The organism is Azoarcus sp. DD4, assembly GCF_006496635.1.
GTDB lineage: Bacteria > Pseudomonadota > Gammaproteobacteria > Burkholderiales > Rhodocyclaceae > Azoarcus.
Genome location: NZ_CP022958.1, coordinates 5,207,338 through 5,226,544 on the forward strand (window position 1 = coordinate 5,207,338; position 19,207 = coordinate 5,226,544).

14 protein-coding genes are annotated in these 19,207 nt (G+C 71.5%); 3 read left to right on the top strand and 11 right to left on the bottom strand.

The window, feature by feature from the left end:
* Positions 1-4: 4 nt before the first annotated feature.
* Positions 5-1,030: an ABC transporter ATP-binding protein gene (locus CJ010_RS24200; protein ID WP_141020352.1), complete on the top strand. Its 1,026-nt coding sequence runs from the start codon at positions 5-7 to the stop codon at positions 1,028-1,030.
* Here the strand turns inward: CJ010_RS24200 and CJ010_RS24205 are convergent.
* Positions 1,011-1,859: a tungsten ABC transporter permease gene (locus CJ010_RS24205; RefSeq protein ID WP_240794458.1), complete on the bottom strand. Its 849-nt coding sequence runs from the start codon at positions 1,857-1,859 to the stop codon at positions 1,011-1,013. The genes CJ010_RS24200 and CJ010_RS24205 overlap by 20 nt on opposite strands.
* Before the next feature lie 23 nt (positions 1,860-1,882).
* Entirely contained in the window at positions 1,883-4,162 is a 2,280-nt protein-coding gene (locus tag CJ010_RS24210) for a TonB-dependent receptor (RefSeq protein WP_141020354.1), read from the bottom strand.
* A 319-nt stretch (positions 4,163-4,481) separates the two neighbouring features.
* Here CJ010_RS24210 and CJ010_RS24215 point away from each other — a divergent pair, with 319 nt between their 5' ends.
* On the top strand, positions 4,482-5,009 hold the full coding sequence (locus CJ010_RS24215) for a hypothetical protein (protein WP_141020355.1): 528 nt from the start codon (positions 4,482-4,484) through the stop codon (positions 5,007-5,009).
* 12 nt (positions 5,010-5,021) lie between these two features.
* Here the strand turns inward: CJ010_RS24215 and CJ010_RS24220 are convergent, their stop codons facing one another.
* From CJ010_RS24220 to CJ010_RS24230, 3 genes are read right to left on the bottom strand one after another with little or no spacing between them, the layout of a single operon-like run.
* Positions 5,022-5,714, bottom strand: a complete 693-nt coding sequence (locus CJ010_RS24220; RefSeq protein WP_141020356.1) for a molybdenum ABC transporter permease — start codon at positions 5,712-5,714, stop codon at positions 5,022-5,024.
* Entirely contained in the window at positions 5,714-6,499 is a 786-nt protein-coding gene (gene modA, locus CJ010_RS24225) for a molybdate ABC transporter substrate-binding protein (RefSeq protein WP_141020357.1), read from the bottom strand. The genes CJ010_RS24220 and modA overlap by 1 nt, the downstream gene beginning before the upstream one ends.
* Before the next feature lie 33 nt (positions 6,500-6,532).
* A complete protein-coding gene (locus CJ010_RS24230; protein WP_141020358.1) occupies positions 6,533-6,925 on the bottom strand; it encodes a hypothetical protein in 393 nt (130 codons plus the stop codon).
* Positions 6,926-7,194: 269 nt separating this feature from the next.
* On the opposite strand from CJ010_RS24230, the gene CJ010_RS24235 reads away from it, so the two are divergent.
* Complete coding sequence (locus CJ010_RS24235; RefSeq protein WP_141020359.1) at positions 7,195-9,213, top strand: AsmA family protein; 2,019 nt, start codon at positions 7,195-7,197, stop codon at positions 9,211-9,213.
* Between the two features lie 13 nt (positions 9,214-9,226).
* Here CJ010_RS24235 and CJ010_RS24240 read toward each other — a convergent pair whose 3' ends face one another.
* The 6 genes from CJ010_RS24240 to CJ010_RS24260 all read right to left on the bottom strand — a co-directional run bounded on the left by CJ010_RS24240 (position 9,227) and on the right by CJ010_RS24260 (position 19,103).
* Positions 9,227-11,290, bottom strand: coding sequence for a bifunctional diguanylate cyclase/phosphodiesterase (locus CJ010_RS24240; RefSeq protein ID WP_141020360.1), 2,064 nt, complete (start codon positions 11,288-11,290; stop codon positions 9,227-9,229).
* Between the two features lie 70 nt (positions 11,291-11,360).
* On the bottom strand, positions 11,361-13,355 hold the full coding sequence (gene recD, locus CJ010_RS24245) for an exodeoxyribonuclease V subunit alpha (RefSeq protein WP_240794459.1): 1,995 nt from the start codon (positions 13,353-13,355) through the stop codon (positions 11,361-11,363).
* Positions 13,352-17,065, bottom strand: coding sequence for an exodeoxyribonuclease V subunit beta (gene recB / locus CJ010_RS24250; RefSeq protein WP_141020361.1), 3,714 nt, complete (start codon positions 17,063-17,065; stop codon positions 13,352-13,354). The genes recD and recB overlap by 4 nt, the downstream gene beginning before the upstream one ends.
* A 26-nt stretch (positions 17,066-17,091) precedes the next feature.
* Positions 17,092-17,478, bottom strand: coding sequence for an adenosylmethionine decarboxylase (speD, locus tag CJ010_RS24255; protein WP_141020362.1), 387 nt, complete (start codon positions 17,476-17,478; stop codon positions 17,092-17,094).
* On the bottom strand, positions 17,475-17,633 hold the full coding sequence (locus tag CJ010_RS25230) for a hypothetical protein (RefSeq protein WP_168225016.1): 159 nt from the start codon (positions 17,631-17,633) through the stop codon (positions 17,475-17,477). The genes speD and CJ010_RS25230 overlap by 4 nt, the downstream gene beginning before the upstream one ends.
* On the bottom strand, positions 17,634-19,103 hold the full coding sequence (locus CJ010_RS24260; protein ID WP_141020363.1) for a DUF4178 domain-containing protein: 1,470 nt from the start codon (positions 19,101-19,103) through the stop codon (positions 17,634-17,636).
* Positions 19,104-19,207: the final 104 nt, after the last annotated feature.

Here is a 19,207-nt window from a genome sequence, read left to right on the forward strand (position 1 = left end):
CCCCATGCCGATCCGCAACAGCCTTCCGCTCCCGCTGCAGCAGTCCGCCCTGGCCTTACGCCGCCTGCTCGGCCGCGCGCCGGACCATCGCGGCACGGCCGATGCCGCGTCCGACTGCCTGCAGCTGCACCTCACCAAGGCGCTCGCCAGCGCCGACGGCAAGCTGACGCTGGACGTCTCCCTGCGCATCGCCAGGGGCGAAAGCGTGGCGCTGCTCGGCCCTTCCGGCAGTGGCAAGACCACCCTGCTGCGCATGCTCGCCGGCCTGGCTCCGGCCGACAGCGGCCATATCCAGGCCTTCGGCACCGTCTGGCTGGACAGCGCCCGCGGCATCGCGCTGCCGCCGCGCAAGCGCCGCGCCGGGCTGGTGTTCCAGGATTACGCGCTATTTCCCAACATGAGCGCGCGCGGCAATCTCCGCTTTGCGCTGCCGCGCGGCAGGCCACCCGCCCGCGCCGACGACCTGCTCGATCTCGTCGGCCTCGCCGGCCTCGCCGACCGCCACCCCGCACAACTGTCGGGCGGACAGCAGCAACGCCTGGCGCTTGCCCGTGCGCTCGCTGCCGAACCGGAACTGCTGTTGCTCGACGAACCGCTGTCGGCGCTGGACACCCGCTTGCGGCGGGAACTGCAGGACGCCCTGCTGGCGCTGCGCGCCCGCCACGGCACCACCACCCTGCTCGTCACCCACGACCCGGCCGAGGCGCAGAAGCTCGCCGACCGCGCCGTCGTGCTGGAAGGCGGCCGCATCGTTGCTGACACACTGCCGGCCGGCCTGTCCGGCAGCAGCGGCGAGTCCGCCGCCACCGGCGATGGGCGCGGCCCCGCCCTCAGCGCGCGCGTGCTCGCCCGCGTCACTGGCACCGACGGCGAGGCGCGCTACCGGGTGGACTGCGGCGGGCAGCCCTTACTGGTGCGCACCGAAGGCGGTCGGCCGCTGACCCCGGGCGAGACCGTACGACTGCGGCCAGGCGAATGGATCGCAACGCCCGCGGACGCAGACCCCACGCTCATTCGGCAGGCAGGCTGAGCGCAGCCGGCGCACCGGCAAGACCGTAGATCCACGGCCCGCCGGCCTGCGCATCGGCCGCCGCCAGCGCGGCCTGGCCGGCAGGCGACACCAGGAAATCCGCCAGCCTGCGGGCGCGCTTGCGCGCCGCGGCCGAAGCCGGGTGCGCCGACCCCGGCTCCAGCGCCACGTAGGCCCGACGCATGCGCGGATCGCCACGCAGCAGGATCTCCATGCCCTCGCCCCGCATCTTGCCGAAGGCCACCGGGATCGCACCGACCACCACGTAGGCCCGCTGCCGCCCCGCCAGTTCGACCACCTGCTGCGGCCGCAGGCTGTCGTCCAGCCGAACCCACATCGCATCGGCACGGATGCCGGCCTCCTTCCACAGGCGCTGCACGATCTCGTGACTGCCCGGATCGCGCGAGGCGACGAAAGGCACCCGCGCCGCGGCAATGCGGCGGAAGGCGGCGACCGCATCCGGCGCCTCGCGCACGCCGGCCGGATCCTCCGCCGGCCCGACGACGGCATGCTCGTTATAGCCCCACACCCGCATCGCACCGCCGATGCCGGCCGCCTGCAGCGCGAAGGTCTGGCTGCCGCCGTGCACCAGCAGCAGTTCGGCGTCGCCGCGCTCGAAAGCGGGGATGATGCCTTCCTTGTTGGCAGCGCCGACCAGCTCGATCTTCAGGCCGGTGCCGGCCTCCAGCCGGGGCTGCAGGGCGTCCCACACCCCGCTCATGTGGATGCCGCCGACCACGACCACCTTCACCGCCCCGGCCGCCTGCGCTGCTGCGGCCGCGCACAGCAGCACCAGCGCGGGCAGCAGCCGGGCCAGACACCTCGTCATCACCTTGTCCATGAGCTGCGGCCTCAGAAGTCGACGCTCAGCTTGCCCATCAGCGTGCGCGGCGCGCCGGGGTAGAAGCTGCTGCCGTCCGAGGTTTCGTTGGCGTTGTTGTAGCCGATGTAGCGCACGTCGAAGAGATTGACCACCGCCAGCGTCGCCTTCAGCGCCCCCCACGGCGTGGTGTCGCGCCAGGACAGGTCGACGTTGGTCACGGTGTAGGCCGACATGGTCTGGGTGTGCTCGACGTTGGCATAGCGCGTACCCATGTGATGCACCACCGGCGACAGGGTGAACTTGCCCCAGCTCCAGGCCGCACCGAGGCTGGCTGTCAGCGTCGGCACATCGGGTAGCTGCTTGCCCTGGGTGTTGCGGTAGGTGGTCGCCGCGGTGCGCAGGTCTTCGGTGAACTCGGAGCGCAGCCAGCTCAGGCTGCCGAAGAGATTGAAGCCGCGCTGCACTTCCCAACCCCCCGCCAGCAGCAGGCCGTACTGCCGCGCCTTGCCGACGTTCTGGATGTAAGACGCCTTCAGCAGCGGGTCGTAGATGGCCACGCCCTTGTTGTCATAGCGGGTGTAGTAGAGCACCGGCTCGACGTAGCCGCGCCCGAAGCGCACCCGTGCGCCGAGGTCGACGGTGTCGGCGATCTCCAGTTCGTTGTTGTCCCACACCTGCTGCTTGGACAGCCCGGCGACCGGCGCCGACTGGAAGGCATCGAAAGCGGGCGTGCCGAGATTGCTGCCGATCGAGGCCTTAATATCCACATGGGGCGACAGCGCGTAGCGCAGGCCGAGATAGGGCGCCCATTCCTCGATGGCTGCACTCTTCACGCTGCGCGCGGCGATCACGCCCGACGACTGGTCGCGCGCAGCGCCGGGCGACACGTCGCCGACGCCGGTGGTGTTGTAGTACTCGATCGAGGGCAGGATGTCCTTCACGTAGCGCAGCCCGACCTTCACATGCAGCGGGCCGAAGTCGCGGTCGGCGACGGCGAAGAGGTTGTGCAGATCGTGGCGGCGGGTGACGTCGGTGAGCATCGCCCAGCCGGCGAAGTTCAACCCGCCGCTCGCGGTCGGGGTGTATTGCTTCCACAGCGTCGGCGGCCCCGGCGGCGCCATCGACACGAAGCCATAGCCGAACTTCAGCGCGGTATCGGCTGCCCTGGTCTGCAGCTCGGTGGTCAGCCCATAGGTGCTGTGGTCGATCATCCATTTGCGCACCACGTTGCCGCTGGCGTACCAGTAGCTGCCCTCCTCTTCCGCATAGAAGGGTTTGGCGACGAGACGGGAGTCCTCGCCCAGCGGGTAGCCGATCTCGGCAAGAAAGGCGGTGGTCTTGAAGGACTGGCGGTTGTATCCCTGCCAGTTGGTGCGGGCGGCGGCGCTGCTGCCGGTGGGCACCGGATCGTAGTCGATGTCGTCGAACAGCGATTCGTCCTTGGACTGCGCGTAAGTCAGGCCCTTGTAGTTGTCCGCCGCCATCTCGTTGTGGGCGAGGAGGAGCTTGACGTCGAGTGCGCCCAGCTGCCGGGTGAGGCCGGCGGCGAAGGTTTCGCGCCGTTCCGGCGACTCGCCGCTGCCGCGCCACTTGTCGGCCGAGGTGGTCGACGCCGACAGGAAGAAGGCGGTGCCGCCCGGCAGCGCGCCGCTGTCGACGCGGGCAAAGAGCCGGCGGTAATTGTCCTGGCCGACGCCGACCGACACCGTGCCGCCGAACTGCGCCCTGGGCCACAGGATGCGGGTGTCGAGCTGGCCGACGGCGTCGTAGAGGCTGAAGCGGTCGGGCGGCACCGCGCCCTGCATCAACGACACGCTGGCGATGTTCTCGGCGTCGAGCAGGAAAAGATAGCCCGGCCCCGGTCCGGGACCGTTGAGCGGCACGCCTTCCACCGTACCGTTGGCACCGTGCGAAGCCGTTTCGCCGCGTACCCGCAGGCCCTTGTTGCCGCCTTGCTGGTTGACCAGCCCCCAGGCGTCGATGCTCTGCATCTGCACGCCGGGCAGCGCCTGGATCATCGAGTAGGGATTGCTCGCCCCCTTGCCGCCGAACAGTGCAATGCCCTCCTCACCCACCACGTACTCGGTGGCCGGCGTGCCGGACCCGGGTGCGAACCAGGCCGACTGCGGCGATTCGGCGGTGTCGCTGACCACCACCGGGGTCAGCGTCTGCTCCGCCAGGGCGCCGCCGCAAAGCGTGACCAGCAGCACGGCGAGCACGGCCGGTGCAGGATGACGGCGGGCGGGGACGGACGGATACGTCGAAAGGCAGGACTGCAACTGCGCGGCGCGCGTCGGCGCTTGAATCATGGACAGGATCTCCTGGGTTGAAAGGACGGGGCTGCATGCCCCGCCGGAAGACGCCACCAGGCGCTGCGCTGCTATCGCAATATATATACCTACATTAATAAAAAGAGGATGCTTCCAGATAACCCTGATTTAACGAGGCAATCAAGTTCAGTTCAATACGACATTTTGTTTACTTAACTACATAATAAATGTCAGCTTGGACACAAATCCGCCATCCCGCCCGGTCCGGACCCAGCGGCGGCAAGCGCCGGGACGCAGCCGGCCGAATGGCATTCCCCTTGCATTTCAGGGCCCCCCTTCGACACTTCGGGAGTCATGCATGTGTGAGTACCACGGCCCCCTGCCCGGCCGCCGCGCGGCCGACGACAGCGCCCTGCCGCGCCTGCCCGCGCTCTCGCTCGACCGGGTCGACCACGCGCGGCTCATCCTGCTGGCGCGTCACCTGCACCTGCGCCTGGCCGCCGGGCCGCTCGCCGCCGGCCTGCCAGACAGCGCGGCCGGTCGCCTGACCAGAGTGCGCGACTGCGCCGCCAGCCTGATCCGGCTCGCCAACGGCTCGGCAGCCAACCCCGCCCTGCTGCGGCCGCTGCTCGACGGCTACGCCCGGCGCTGCGGCGAGAAGGAACGCAAGGCTTGGCTGGATTGCGCCGGCGCGGCGCTGAATCACGCCAGGCTGGGCACCACCGAACACATGGCGTTGTGGCGCTGGTTCGAAATCCTCAGCCTGCGGCTGCTGCATGGCCGGGCGGCCGCGGCCCCCGCACTGCGCTACCTGTACCCGCCACGACCGACGGCCCCGGCCGGCCCGCCGGCGCACACGGGCCGTGACAGCGCGCATGAGGCGTGAACCCGCGGCCCCCTACAGCGCCCCCAGCCGCTTCAACAGCCCGAACAGGCCGAGCGACACCAGCCCGAGCAGCAGCGACAGCACCGCGGCGCGCTCGAACTCGCCGCCGCTCACCGCGTTGAAGATCTCCAACGACACCGTGGTGGTCCGCCCGCCGACATTGCCGCCCAGCATCAGGGTGATGCCGACCTCGCCGAGCGAGCGCCCCAGCCCCAGCACCAGTCCGGCGGCGAGCGCACCGCGGATGTTGGGCAGCAGCACCCGCAGGAAGATCTCGACTTCGCCCTTGCCCAACACCCGCGCCGCCTCGGCCAGCCGCGCGGACACCGCCTCCAGCGCCGACTGCACCGGCTTCACCACCAACGGCAGGCCCGCCAGCACGGAGGCGATCAACACGCCCCAGAACGAGAACACCACCTCCACCGCCCAGCGCTCGGCCAGCCAGGCACCGACCGGGCCGCGGCGGCCGAGCAGCATCAACAGCACGAAGCCGGTGGCCACCGGCGGAAACACCAGCGGCAGCGTCACCAGCGCATCGACCGCGCCGCGGCCGAACCAGCGCGGCCGCGACAGCGCGTAACCGAGCGCCAGCCCGGCCACCAGGTGCAGCGCCAGCGTGGCCAGCGCCACCTCGGCAGTCAGGCGCAGCGCATGGGCCACGACCGGCTCGGCCAGCACCGCGGCGAAGTCGGCGGACGACAGCATCACAGGCCGTGCTTCGCCAGGATGGCGCGCGCCTCCGCGGTCTGCAGGAAGGCGGCCAGTTCGCCCACCCCGGGCAGTGACTCACGCCCCGCCACCACCCCGCCGACGATGCGGATTTCGCCGTACAGCGCCGGATCGATCTCGATGTAGCCGCCGATGCGATCGCGCACTCCGAGCGCATCGGTGAGGTTGATGAAGCCGGCGTCGACCTCGCCGCTCACCAGGTAGGCCGACACCTGCGGCACGGTGGCGACGGTCACCAGACGCTCCTTCAGCCTGTCGGCCAGCCCGCTGTGCTGCAGGAATTCGCTGCCGGCCTTGCCATACACCGCGTGGCGCACGTCCGGCAGCGCAATGCGGGCGAAGGAGGGATCGGCGATCGCTGCCGCGCTGGCGACCTGCCGGCCGGTGGGCCAGGCCAGCACCAGCTTGCCGGTGCCTGCCGGCAGGAAGCGGGCGAAGCCAACCTGAGTTGCGCCTTCGAGGAAGGCGAGGTCGCCGAACACCACCGCCACCTTGTCGCTCTGCGCCGCCTGGCTCAACACCTGGCCCATGTTGCCGAAGAAGGGCTCGACCTTGCGGCCGGACGCACGCTCGAAGGCAGCGGCGAGTTCGCCGACCGGACGCTTGTAGCCGGCACCGGCGGCGATCATCAGGCTGTCGGCTGCGATCGCCTGGACGACGCAGCCGGCGCACAGCAGCAGCGCAGCCAGCCACAGCCGCCAGGCCGGCGGCCGCGGCAGGAACGGACGGGGAGCGAGTCGGAAAGTCAGGGCTTGGAACATGGCAAAGGACTCCATCACGGTTGAAGGGCGCGCTCAGCGCGGCATGGTTTCGCTGAAGCCATAGAAGGCGCGGCCGTCGCCGTGCTCGTCGGTGCGGACGATGCGGTGGATCAGCCAGCGGCCGTCGCGCAGCAGCCAGGCAGCGACCGATTCGTCGTGCAGGGTGCTGGCGTAGAACTCCTCGCCATCGTCGGAGCGCGGCTCGTCGATGCGGTAGCGATGGGCGTAATAGCAAGGCTGGCGGTCGGCGTCGTAGCCGAAGCAGCGCTCGGCGGCGAGCTCGGCATCGCGGAACACCTCGAAGGCGATCGGCACCGTCACCATCTCGCGCCAGTCCGCGGGCAGGCGATCGCGCCAGGGCGGCTCGTCGGCCTGGCGCCGGGCACGCCCTGCCTGGATTGTTTTATGTCTGTTTGTATACAACACGTCGCGAACCTCCGGACAAACGGACGCAGGCCCGTTCGTTCAATCTGTTTATGAAAGCCGGCATTGGCATCGATGCGGAGCGCTCGGCGACGAAGCGGCGAAGCACACCGTTATATATTCAAAGCAACAATAATGCCGGCACCCTGGCCACATCCGCTTACCTCCCGGCGGGAATCATTGACGGCAGGGCCAGTCGATTGAAAACGCATGGGCGCGCCGACCAGCGGGCGCCCGCGGGCGCCGCAAGGCGGCGAAGGGAGCGTGCCGATTTGAACCGGACAACGAAATGGCTGGCCGCTGCGCTGCTGGCCCCGCTGATGCTGATGGGCGGCGCCGCGACCGTGGTGGCGACCCTGGACTGGAACCGGCTGCGCCCCGCGCTCGGCGAACAGATCTCCGCGGCGTTGGGCCGCCCCGTTTCCATCGACGGCGCGCTGGCAGTGAACTGGGGCCGCGATGCCGGCCTGGCCGGTTGGCGCGGGTGGCTGCCCGGCCTGCAGGTGGACGCGGCGCAACTGCGCATCGGCAACCCGGCCTGGGCCGCCGACCCGGAACTGGCCCGCTTCGGCCAGGTGAGCTTCCGCCTCGACCTGCTGCCGTTGCTGCAGCGGCAGGTCCGCATCGCCCGCATCACCGTGAACCGGCCGGAGGCCTGGCTGGAGCGGCGCGCCGACGGCCGTGCCACCTGGCAGCTGGACCAGGACGACGAGCCGGAAGCCCGCCGCTGGACGCTGGACATCGGCGAGATCGCCTTCGACCAGGGCCGCCTGCGGCTGAACGACGCCATGCATGCGCTGACGCTGGACGCCACCATCACCCCGCTCACCACCGCGTTTTCCTTCGACGACATCATCGGGCCGCGCGAGGGCGAAGCGGATGCGGGCAGCGCGGCGGCGCCCTATGCCTTCGGCTGGCAGGCCAGCGGCCGCCTGCGCGACCAGGCCTTTGCCGGCGAGGGCAAGCTGGGCGGGCTGCTCGCGCTGCACGACCGCGACCAAGCCTTTCCGCTGCAGGCCGACATACGCGCCGGGCGCACCCGCATCGCAGTGGCCGGCACCCTGGTCGATCCGCGCAAGCTCGCCGCGCTCGACCTGCACCTGAACCTGAGCGGCGCCAACCTGGCCGACCTCCACGCACTCACCGGCCTGCCGCTACCCGACACGCCCCCCTACAGCACCCGCGGCCAGTTGCTCGCGCAACTGCACGAAGCGGGCGGCGCCCACTTCCACTACCGCGACTTCCGCGGACGCATCGGCCGCAGCGACCTCCGCGGCACGCTGAGCTACACCGCCACCTCGCCCCGACCGCTGCTGAGCGGCGAGCTGCACTCGCGCCTGCTGCGCCTGGCCGACCTCGGGCCGCTGATCGGCGCCAACGGCCCCGCTGCGGTGAAGCCTCCCGCCGGCCGGGTGCTGCCGGCCACGCCCTTCCGCACCGAACGCTGGCGCCGGATGGACGCCGACCTGCGACTGATCGGCGAACAGATCGAACGGCCGGACGCCCTGCCGCTCAGCGGCCTGCAGACCCACCTGCAACTCAGCGACGGCCAGCTCAGCCTGGCACCGCTGCAGCTCGGCATGGCCGGCGGAGCGCTGCAAGGCGAGCTGCGGCTGGACGGGCGCAGCTCGCCGCTGCGGGGCGAGGTGAAGATGAAGGCGCAGCGGCTCGACCTCAAGCAGCTCCTGCCCGGCGTCGAACCGATGCAGACCAGCCTGGGCGAACTGCACGGCGAGATCGCCCTGGCCGGCCACGGCAGCTCGGTCGCCGCCCTGCTCGGCAGCGCCGACGGCGACCTGCGCCTCGTCCTCGGCCGGGGCCAGATCAGCCGCGGCCTGATGGAGATCGCCGGCCTCAACCTCGGCAACTACATCATCGGCAAGCTGTTCGGCGACGAAACGGTGAAGATCAACTGCGCGCTGGCGGATTTCGGCGTGCGCGACGGCCTGGCGCGCTCGCGCCTGGCCCTGTTCGACACCGAAAACGCGCGGGTGGACATCACCGGCACCGCCAACTTCGCCAGCGAGCGGCTGGATCTCGAGATCCAGCCGCAGTCCAGGGGCATACGGCTGTTGTCGCTGCGCTCGCCGCTCTACGTGCGCGGCAGCTTCGCCCGGCCCGACGCCGGCGTGCAGCCCGGCCCGCTGATCGCGCGCAGCGCCGGCGTGCTCGCGCTGGGTGCCGCGGTGGCGCCGGTGGCCGGCCTGCTCGCGCTGGTCGTGCCGAGCGGCGACGACGCCAGCCCCTGCGCGGCCCTGCTGCGCCAGGCCCAGGGCCGCGCACGGCGCTGATGCGGAACCGGCCTCAGAGCGCCGGCGCCACCTGTCCGTCCCTCAGCAGGCGTTCGAAAGCGCGCGCCGCCACCGGCCTGCTGTAGAGGAAGCCCTGCGCCTGATCGCATCCCCAGTCCTGCAGCAGCATCAGCTGGGCCTCGTTCTCCACGCCTTCGGCAATCACCTCCAGCTCCAGCGAGCGGGCCAGATCGAGGATGGTGCGGGCAACGCTGCGGGCGCTGGTATCGGAAGGGATATTGCGGATGAAAGAGCGGTCGATCTTGAGCTTGGCGAGCGGCAGCCGGGTGAGATAGGCGAGGCTGGAATAGCCGGTGCCGAAATCGTCCACCGACAGGCGCACGCCACGCGCGGCCAGATCCACCATCGCCGCGACCGCGCGCTCGGCATCCTGCATCAGCACGCTCTCGGTCAGCTCCAGTTCGAGCGCCGCGCCCGGCAGGCCGTGGCGGTCGAGCAGATCGAGCACGGTGCCGCTGATGTCAAGGCGCTCGAACTGCAGCGCCGACAGGTTCACCGCCATCACCAGGTTGTGGTGGCCTTCGTCGCGCCAGCGCCGGGCCTGCGCCACCGCCTGCTCCAGCACCCATTCGCCGATCGGCACGATGAGGCCGGACTCTTCCGCCACCGGGATGAAGCGGGCTGGCGAGATTTCGCCGTGCTGCGGATGCTGCCAGCGCAGCAGCGCCTCGGCGCCGACGATGCGGCCGCTGGCGATGTCCACCATAGGCTGGAAGGCGAGCGACAGCTGGCCGTATTCGAGCGCGCGCCGCAACTGGGTTTCGAGCAGCAGCGTCTCGAGGATGGGCGCGTTCATCTCGATCGAGAACAGGCGGAAGGCGTTGCGGCCCTCGCGCTTGGCCTGGTACATCGCAATGTCCGCGCTCTGCAGCAGGCCGGGGAAATCCTTGCCGTCCTCCGGGTAGCGGGCGATGCCTATGCTGGGCGAGATGGTGATCTCGCGCTCGTCGAGGTCGAAGGCGGCGGCAAAGACCTCGAGGATCTTCTCGGCCAGCCGCACCGCGCCCTCGGCCCCGGTATCGGGTGCCAGCACGATGAACTCGTCGCCGCCCAGCCGCGCCACCGTGTCGGACTGGCGCACGCTGTCGCGCAGGCGCTGGCCGGCCTGGCGCAGCAGGGCGTCGCCCATCAGGTGGCCGAGCGAATCGTTCACCGTCTTGAAGCGGTCGAGATCGATGAACATCAGGGTCGCCGGCCGGCGGTCGCGCCCGGCGCGCAGCAGCACCTGGCCGGCGCGGTCTTCCAGCAGGCTGCGGTTGGGCAGGCCGGTGAGCGGATCGAAATAGGCCAGCTGGCGGATGCGGTCCTCGGCCGCCTTGATCTCGCTGAGATCGAACACCGTGCCCACCGAGGCCGGCTCACCATGCCAGGTGGACGGCGCGCCGAAGATCATCAGCGGAAAACGCGAGCCGTCGCGGCGCAGGCCGGTCAGCTCGTAGGGCTCGCCGGGTTCGCCCGCGGCGCGGCGGCGCATCTGGTCACGCAGGAAGTCGTGCTCTTCCGGCACCACCAGGTCGAGCGGCCCGAGGTAGCCGACCAGCTCTTCCGCGCTGTAGCCGAAGTAGCGGCACAGCGCCGGATTCACGTAGCGGAAGCGGAAATCCTGCAGCACGAACACGCCCACCAGCGCGGCGCCCATGGTGGCGCGGTACTGCTGCTCGCTCTCCTGCAGCGCGCGCAGATGCCGGCGCGGCTCGGAAATATCCTCCAGCACCGCCAGGCGCAGCGGCTCGCCGTTCCACAGCACGCTACGGCTGAAGGAGCGGGCCTCGAAACTGGAACCGTCGGCGCGCAGCACCACCCATTCGCCCGAAGTCCACGCCTGCGCGGCGAAGCGGGCAGCGTAGGACAACATACGTTCGACGTAGTCCGGCCGAAGCAGGTCGAGAATGCTTCGCTCCAGCAGTGCCGCACGATCATGACCCAGCCAGCTCAGGGCGACGTCGTTGACTTCGCGTATCCGCAAGCCCTGCGGCTCGAAGAGCAACACCGGCAAGGGGAACAGCGACAGCTGCTGTGCGCTCAGGCGCGAGTCGTCCGACGCCGGGATGTGCATGCCACGAATAGTCCTTTCGTTATAAGTGAAAGGATTCTAGCGGCAGCGCTCCGGCTGCGCCCGACGGATTTCACGGTGAGGCGACGACGGCCCCGGCGCATTCGCGCAGACGCGCGCCCAGCCCGGAAAAACGCCGTGTCGGCCGGGCGCAGGCCGCGGCAAACACCGCGCCGTCGCCGGCCAGCATGACGCGGCCGGCCGCGCGGGTGACGCCGGTGTAGAGCAGCTCGCGGCTCAGCACCCGGGAAGACTGCGCCGGCAGCACCACCAGCACCGCGTCGAATTCCGAGCCCTGGCTCTTGTGCACCGTCAGCGCGAAGGCGCTGTCGTGGGCCGGCAGGCGCTGCGGCGGCAAGGCGCGGAAACCGCCGCCCTGCAGCGGAAACCACACCGCCAGCGCGCCCTCGGCGTCGGGCAGGCACAGCCCGATGTCGCCGTTGTAGAGGCCGAGCAGGTAATCGTTGCGCAGCACGATCACCGGCCGCCCCGGATACCACTTCGAGGCGGCGCCGCGGTCGAGCGGATGGGCCAGTTCGGCGCGCAGCCAGCGCGCCAGATGGGCGTTGAGCGCAGCGAGGCCGCGCGGCCCCTCGTGCACCGCCGCCAGCACGCGGAAGCGGTCGAAGGCGGCGAAGGCCGCGGCGACGCGCGCCTCGGCACGGACCTCGGCGCGGCCGCCGGGCCTCGGCTCGGGCGCGCGCAGCACCGCGAGATAGTCGGCATAGCCGGCCTCCATCGCCTGCCACAGGGCCGGCCCCGGCTTCGCCCCGGCGTCCTCCAGCCAGCAGGCGGAAGCATCGTCGCCGGCACGCAGCCAGGCCAGCGCTGCCTCGCCGCGGCCGGCGTTGATGTCGGCGGCGAGGCGGCCGATGCCGGAGTCGGCGGCAAAACGGTGGCTTTCGGTCAGCCACACCACGCTGCCGGCGAGCGGATTGGCCTCGCCGGCATGGTCGGCGTCGCCGGCCAGGCTGGCCGCCATCGCATCGGCCGCGCAGCCGGTGAGCGCGGCGAGACGCTCGATGTCGGCGCGCACCAACCGCCGCGAGGCCGACAGTTCGGCGAACACCGCGCCCGCCTCCACCGCGGCGAGCTGGTCCTTGTCGCCCAGCAACACCAGCCGGGCCTCGGGCGGCAGGGCGTCGACCAGACGCGCGGCGAGCGCGAGATCCAGCATCGAAGCCTCGTCCACCACCAGCACATCGACCGGCAGCGGGTTGCCGGCGTGATGGCGGAAGCGGCCGGCCTCGCCGGTGACGCCGAGCAGGCGGTGCACCGTGTGGGCCTGGTCGGGCAGGCCGGCACGCAGGGCCGGCGGCAGCCCGGCGGCGCGGCCGCGCAGCGCTTCCAGCATGCGCGCCGCCGCCTTGCCGGTAGGCGCGGCGAGCGCGATGCGCAGCCCCGGCTGGAGGCCGAGCAGGGCGCCGAGCAGCGCGGCCACGGTGGTGGTCTTGCCGGTGCCGGGGCCGCCGCTGATCACCGTCAGCCGGCGTTGCAGGGCCAGGGCCACGGCGATGCGCTGCCAGTCGGGGCGGCCCGCCGCGGGCGGCGCGGGAAAGAGCGGGCCGAGCACCGCGGCGAGGCGGGCGTCGTCCGCCACCGCCGGCAGCGGCGCCGCGCGGTCATGCAGCGCACGGGCCAGCCTGGCTTCGAGATCGTAATGGCGGCGCAGGTAGAGCCGGTCGGCCGCGTCCAGCACCAGCGGATGCGCAACCCGCGCAGACGCGGCCAGCGCCGCGGCTTCCACCACCACGCCGCTGGCCAGCAGGCGTGCGCGCAAGCCGCCGGGTGCGGGCATCGCGTCGTCGGCCCAGTCGGGCAGCAGGTCTTCGGCCGGTGCCATGGGCCCGTCGTCGGATTCCAGCATCGCCAGCGGCAGGCAGACGTGCCCGGCCGAGGTGGCGAGCGCGAGCTGGCGCCCGGCGTGGCGCAGGGCGGCCAGCGCCTCGGCCGGCGCCGCGAGCCCTTGCGCCCAGGCTTGCAGGTGCTCGGCGAAACCAAGCGCAAGATCGAGCTGCGGCGGCAGTTCGGCCGCGCCCCCGCGCGGCGTGCGCATCGGTTCCTTCATTGCGCGCCCTCCCCGGCGAGCAGGCGGTCCAGCGCCGTCACCACTTCACGGCCGGCGCGATGGTGGAAGACGCCGGCCGGTATGCCCTCGGCCTGCCAGTCCGGCCGCACGCCGCGCACGAAGAGGTAGAGCACGCCGCCGAAATGGCGCTCGTAGTCGTAATCGGGCAGGCAGCGCGCCAGGTAGCGGTGTAGCGCCACGGTGTAGAGCAGGTGCTGCAGGTGGTAACCATGCGCCTGCATCGCCGCCTCGAGCCGGTCCGGCGCGTAGTCGGCCGGCGACTCGCCGAGGTGGTTGGACTTCCAGTCCAGCACCCAGTAGCGGCCGTCGTGTTCGAACACCAGGTCGACGTAACCCTTGAGATAGCCGCCGAGTTCGGCGAAGGCCAGCCGCGGCACGTGATAGCCCTGGGCGGCGAGCCAGGCGTTGAGCGCATCGGCGCCGAGCTGCGGGGCCGGCAGGTGGAAGCCGAGTTCGGTGAGCCGGCGCGCCAGCGGCAGCCCGGCCAGCGCCACCGGCGTGCTGCCGCCGGTGAGCGGGGTGTTGAGCACGTCGGCCAGCATGCGGCGCAGCATCGCCTTCAGCCGCGGGCCGTCGCGTTCGATGCTGGTGCCGCGCTGCGGATGGTCGGCGAGCGCGGCATCGATGGCGGCGTCCCAGCCGGCGGGGTCGGTGAAGTCGATGCGCTCGAACACCGCGTGCAGGCAGTCGCCCGCCACCGGACCGCGCGGAAAGCGCAGGATGTCGTCGGCCGCCGGCGGCTGCACCGGCTCGGTGGCAAGGTCGGCCTCGACCGGCAACTGGCGGGCGTCGTGGTCGCGCGCCGCCTGCTCGTGGCTGGCGCCGAAGATCAGCGCCGAAAAGCTCCCGATGCGCCAGCCCGCCGGGATCTGCGGCGGACGGGCGACGCGCGGCGCAAGCTCGCCGCTGTCGGCCGATGGCAGCGGCACACCGCTGCCATCGGGCAGGTCGGACAGGACCATGTTGCCGCCGCTCGCCGCCACCAGGGTGCGCCAGCGCGCGTCGATCTCGGCCGGCTTCATCTTGTGCTCGCGCCAGGCCGCCGCGTCCATGCCAGCGCCGGCCACCATCCAGTTGAGCAGGCTGCGGCCGCTTTCGCTGTAGCCCGGCTTGCCGAAGGCGAGCTTGGCGTAACAGCCCACCACCAGGTAGCAGCGATAGACGGCGCGGGTCAGCGCAACGTAGGCCAGCCGCAGATCCTCGGCCATGCGCTCGGCGCGGATACGGGCGCCGATGGCGGCGTCGCCGGCGGCCGCGGGCCGGTAGTCCAGCACCAGCGTGCCGTGGTCGTCGTGCCAGGCGCGCATCGGGCCGCCGGCCTCGCGCGGCGGATGGCCGTCGAACAGGAAGGGGCAGAAAACGATGCCGTATTCCAGGCCCTTGGCGCGGTGGATGGTGACGATCTGCACCAGGTTGCGGTCGGATTCCAGCCGCAGCTGCGCCGCCTCGCCGCCGCCCTCCCCGGCGCGGCGGGTGGCGAGGAGGCGCAGCAGGACCTCGGGCGAGGCGGTGCCGGCGGCCTGCTGCAGCAGTTCGGCCAGATGCATCAGATTGGTCAGCCGGCGCTCGCCGTCGGCCCGGGCGAGCAGGCGCGCAGCCACGCCCTCGTCGTTCATCCAGCGCCGCAGCATCACGCCGAAGCCGCGTGCCAGCCAGGTTTCGCGCCAGTGGGCGAAGCGGTCGAGCACGCCGAGCAAGGCCGCCTCGTCGGCGGCCAGCGCGGCGAGATCGGCGGCGCTGCGGCCCATCGCCGCGGTGGCCAGCGCCGCCATCACCCGGCGTTCGCGCGCCGGCTCGGCGATGGCGATCAGCACCCGCTCCAGCTCTTCGGCGTCCTCGGTATGGAACACGCTGGCCTGCGACAGCTCGACGCTGCCGACGCCGAAGGCCGCCAGCGCGCGGCGCATGCGTGCGCCCTGGCCGTGGCTGCGCACCAGCACCGCGATGTCGGCCGGCGCCAGCGCGCGCTCGCCGATGCGGATCTCGCCCGCCGCCCCGGCGGCGAGCAGACGGGCGATCTCGGCCGCGCTCGCCAGCGCCGCGCGCTGCAGCGCCTGGGCGCGCGGCAGGCGGTGGCCGCCGCCTTCGCCGCTTTCCTCGGCGGCGGCTTCCAGCGCCTCGTCCTTGGGAATGCGCCACAGCCGCAGCGCCGCCGCGCTGGCGTCGGTGGCGTCGGCAAGCGGCGCGCGCACCCGTTCGCCGGCGCCGACCTTCTGGTAGTCGAGCCCGTCCAGCATGAACACCGCCGGATTGGCGCCGAACAGGCGGTTGCAGGCCTCGATCAGCGCCGGCGACGAGCGCTGGTTCCTGGCCAGGGTGTAGCGCGCATCGGCGCGGCCACGCGCCATCAGGTAGGTGTGCAGGTCGGCGCTGCGGAAGCTGTAGATGGCCTGCTTCGGGTCGCCCACCAGGAAGAGGCGGCCGTGGCGGCCCTCGGCGTTGTAGACGCGGTCGAAGATGGCGAACTGCAGCGGGTCGGTATCCTGGAACTCGTCGATCAGCGCCGCCGGGTAGCGCTGGTGCAGGGCCGCGGCGAGCCAGGGCTGCTCGCCGGCGGTCAGCGCCGCGTAGGCGTTCCACAGGATGTCGTCGAAGGCGATCTGGCGGCGCTCGCGCTTCCTGCGCCGCAGCTCGTCCGCGCCTTCCTCCAGGAAGCGGCGCAGCAGCTGCAGGCGGGCGGCATCGAGCGCGCCGTCCACCGCCGCGCGCGCGGCGAGCAGCGCGTCGGCAGCGGCGAAGAAGGGGTCGGCCGGCGGCGTGCTGCCCTTCCTGGTCCGGCCGGCGAGGTTTTCCGCCGCGAGCAGCCTGAGCTTGCTGTCCTTGTCGCCCGGCAGCGGCCGGCGCGGGTCGGCGCAGCCCAGCCAATCCTGCCACTGGCGGCGGGCCTTGCTCACCGCGTCCGGCTTGTAGCTGGTCTTGTTGAGGACATCGAGCGCATCCATCACCGCGCCGCAAGCCCGTTCGCCGCCCTGCCAGTGGCGCACCGCTTCGGCATAGGCCGCCGCCAGTGCCGCCTGCAGCGCGGCGAGGTCGGCCGCATCGGCCTCGTCCCAGCGCCGCTCGGCGAGCGGCCTGCCCATGTCGCGGCCGAGGTGCTCCGCCCAGGCGTCGGGGCTGTCGCCGTATTCGATCAACAGCTCGGCAAGCAGCGGCGACACCGCGCCGCCGACGATCTCGCGCCGCCAGAAGTCCTGCGCCACCTCACGCCGCAGCGCGCTGTCGTCCTCGGCCAGCTCCAGCGCATAGGGCAGGCCGGCGGCGAAGGGCGTGTCGGCGAGTGCGCGCTGGCAGAAGCCGTGGATGGTGAAGATCGCCGCCTCGTCGAAGGTCTGCAGCGCGCGGCGCAGACGCTCGGCCATGACATCCGCGCCGACGCCGGCCGCCTCGACGCAGGCGATCAGGCCGGGCACGAAGGGATCGCCGCCGGGATCGGCGCCGTCGAGCACCCGCAGGCAATCGACGATGCGGTCGCGGATGCGGGTGGACAGCTCGGCGGTGGCGGCCTTGGTGAAGGTGACCACCAGCACCGATTCCACCGCCAGATCGTGCTCCAGCAGCAGCCGCAGGTAGAGCCCGCAGATGTTCCAGGTCTTGCCGGTGCCGGCCGAGGCCTCGACCAAGCGCACGCCATCGAGCGGGCAGGCGAAGACGTCCAGCGGTTCGATGGCGACGGCAGGCGTGGCGGACATGGCGCGGATCTTAGCGGGGCGGCGCGCTACGCACCATCGCCGGCGCCATCGGGGCGCTTGCCCCGGGGCATGTCGTGCTGCCGGGCGTGCCCGGCTTCCAGCGCCGCGGCGATGGATTCCGCCGCCCGCTCCGGCCGGGTGCCGCCGCACATGAAGATGTCCACCGCGGCGAAGCCGTGTTCCGGCCAGGTGTGGATGCTGATGTGGGATTCGCTCAGCAGCAGCACGCCGGTGACGCCGCCGCCCTCGCCGAAATGGTGGAAGTGGGCGGAAAGGACGGTGGCGCCGGCCAGGCGCGCCGCGTCGCGCAAAGCCGCCTCCAGCTGCGCCGGATCGGTCAGGCGCGCCGGGACGATGCCGGCGAGGTCCAGCAGCAGATGACGGCCGTGCGGATGACGGGGCGGCGTGCTCATTTGTGCGAACCGCCGGACGACCAGCCGGACGAACCGCTGCCGCCGCTCCAGGCGCGCGCCGAGCTGCCGCCGGTATCGTCCGCTGTGCCCAGGTTGATCAGGGTGGTGACGATAAGCACCACGGTGCCGTAGATGAAGTAGTGCCAGGGCTTCATTCAGTCGTTCCCGCTGGCGTTGGAGATGACCGGCCACCACAGCAGCGCGAGGCCGATGAGCGTGAGAATCCAGCTGCCATCGGCGAAGAGGGTGATCGGCAGGTTGAAGAACAGGTAGGCGCCGCTGAAGTACTTGGCCATGACGCCCAGGCCACCGCCACTTTCGCCCTTGGGCCCGGCCTTGGCGGCGCCGGTGGCGGATTTCGACGTGCGGCCGAACCAGCCGTCGATCTCGCCCTGGCTGACCGGCACCGCGCGCGACCACACCAGTTCGGCGTCGCTGAACTCCTGGGTGAGCTTGTCGCGGCCGGCCTGCCAATCCGTGATGCCGACGGTGTCGCCGGCCTTGACCTGCCAGTTGAAGGCGCCGGCCGCATAGCGCACCACCGAGCGGTAAGAGACCTTCTTCTGGAAGTTCTGACCGCCCAGCCGCACCGCGCTGTTGGAGCTGGGCGCGGGCACCGGCCAGTCGTCCAGCACCTGCACGCGTTCCCAGCCGTCCTCGCTTTCCACCAGCCACAGGAAGCCCTTGCGCGGGCTGTACAGCAGGTACTCGGTCCAGAACCCGGTTTCGCCCGCCTCCTGGCAGCGCATCATGCCGATCAGGGTGTAGGACTGGCCGCCGATGCGCGCCTGGGCGCCGAGTTCCAGCGAGACGGTGTGGGACTTGAGTTCGCGCTGCTTGCCGAGCACCACCGCCTGGTCGCCGGTGAGATCGCTGCGGGTGCCGCAGGCGGGGCACACCAGCTGGGTGGCGACCCCCGCCGGATAGGCCAGCGGGCCGCCACAGCCCGGGCATTCCAGGCTGGCGATCCGGCCGCGCAGGCGGCCGGCGCGATGCACGATTTCCTCGTCGCTGCGCAGCAGCTGGCATTTGAGGCTGTCGAGATCCACCGCCGTGCCGAGGTAGCGCAGCGGCGTGAGGCCGTCGGAGTAGTCGAGGGTGAGGAAGCGGCGGCGCTGGCGGAAGTCGGCCACCCGCGCCTCCCAGCCTTCGCCGACGCGGAAGGGCAGCTCGCCCTCGCCGCCGGTGCACTGCGCACTGCGGATATCGGCGGCGGTGAAGACCTCGCCGTCGTGGAGGTAGGGCTGGCCGGGCTTGAGCACTTCGAAGACCGGCGCATCGGACGCCGGCCCGATATCCACGGTGAGGGTGTACTGGCCGCTGGCGTCCGACAGCCAGCCGCCCTGACCGTCGTCGAACAGCACGTACCATTCGTTCCAGTAGCCGGCCTCGTAGCGCAGCTGGATGCGGCCGACGACGGCGAAACTGCGCCCTTCGAACACGCCCTGGGTGGTGATGCGTATCGGCGAATAGTCTTCCAGCACCGCCGACATCTTGCCGATGTCGCGCACTGCGTCGGCCTCGCGGACCAGGGTGGCGCGGCAGTACTCGCACACCGCCATCACCGAGGCGGCGGACTTGAAGCTGACGGGGGCGCCGCAACTCGGGCAGGCGGTGGAATACATGGGCGTGTCAGTCGGCGCGCGGCCGGTGGTGGCGCGCGCGCGGCGCGAACGGGTTCAGGGCAGCGCGCCCGCGGGCGCGCGTCGGCAGGTGCATGGGCGGAAAG